We start from the raw sequence: 1,544 nt of genomic DNA, 5'->3' as shown, positions 1-1,544 counted from the left end.
GACGGCAGCGTGGTGCTGCGGCATGCCGACGGCAGCGAGGAAACCTACGTTCACGATACGCAGGCGCGGCTGGTGCGCCGGGTCGAGGCCGACGGCGGCGAACGGCAGCGGGCCTACGACGCCCAGGGCCGGCTGATCGCCGAACAGGACGCGCTCGGCGCCGTCACCGAATACCGCTACGACGACCTCGGTCGGCTGATCGCGCTGATTCCGCCCGAGGACGAGCCAACCTCCTACGAATACCGCAACGGTTTCCTGCACGCGCGTTACCGCGGCCAGGCCAAGTGGACCTATCAGCGCAACGCCCAGGGCGACGTCACCTGGCTGATCGACCCCGACGGCCACAGCACCTACCACGAGTACGACAAACAGGGCCGGCTGGTGCTGATCCGCCACCCGGACCAGAGCCTCCAGCATCTGCTCTGGAACCACCGCGGGCAACTGCTCGAAGACCGCCTGCCCAGCGGCGGCCGTCGGCGGTTTTCCTACGATGTGCAGGGACGCTTGCTGACCCGCGAGGATGAATTCGGCGCCATCACCTGCTACCAGTGGGACGCGCTGGGCCGTCTGCTGCGGCTCACCCAGCCCGACGGCAGCAGCCGCCACTTCAGCTACAACGCCTACGGCCAGATCACCGCCGAGCACGATGAACTGGAGCGCGTCACCCGCTACGAGTACGCCGACGACCTGCATCTCGTCAGCCGGCGCATCAACCCCGACGGCAGTGAGCTCAAGTACCGCTACGACCATGCCCGGCTGCTGCTCACCGCCATCGAGAACGAAGTCGGCGACACCTATCGGCTGGACTACACGCCGGGGGGGCTGATCCGCCAGGAGACCGGCTTCGACGGCCGACGCACGGCTTATGCCTACGACCTCAATGGCCGGTTGCTGGAAAAGACCGAGTTTGGTGATGACGGCTCGCAACTCATCACGGCCTACCAGCGCGACAGCGCCGGGCGCCTGCTGCGCAAGACCCTGCCCGATGGCATCGCGGTCGCCTACCGCTACGACCGCCTCGGCCGGCTGGTCGGCGTCGACGACGGCCAGGACCACCCGCTGGAGTTCGAGTACGACGCCCACGACCGCCTGATCACCGAACATCAGGGCTGGGGCACGCTGCGCTATGGCTATGACGCCAGCGGCCAGCTCGAACACCTGCGCCTGCCGGACAACAACCGCCTGCACTACCAGCGCGCCAAGGGTGGCGGCCTGACCGCCATCGCCCTCAACGGCACGTGCCTGACCCGTCACCGTTTCGACGGCGGCCGCGAGCGCCTGCGCCAGCAGGGCCAGCTGCTCAGCGAAATGGCCTACGACGAGCAGGGCCGTTTGCAGGCCCATGCCGTCAGCCAGTCACAGCGTGCGCTGTACCGTCGCGATTATGCCTACAGCGCCAACGGCAACCTCCTGCAGGTGGCCGACAGTCGCCACGGCCCGCGCCACTACCAGTACGACGCGCTCGACCGCCTGACCCGCGTGCGCCACGGCCGTGACCTGCCCGCGGAACACTTCAGCCACGACCCGGCCGGCAACCTGCTGAT

General features: G+C 68.2%; 1 pseudogene. It reads left to right on the top strand.

Features of this window, described 5'->3' with window-relative positions:
• Positions 1–1,544, top strand: a pseudogene (locus ACQKP2_RS32850) (hypothetical protein); the annotation flags it as partial.

This window comes from Pseudomonas sp. NPDC089569 (assembly GCF_050280625.1).
Taxonomy (GTDB): Bacteria; Pseudomonadota; Gammaproteobacteria; order Pseudomonadales; family Pseudomonadaceae; genus Aquipseudomonas.
Note: the sequence above shows the minus strand (reverse complement) of the source record. Positions and strands in the feature narration are given on the sequence as shown.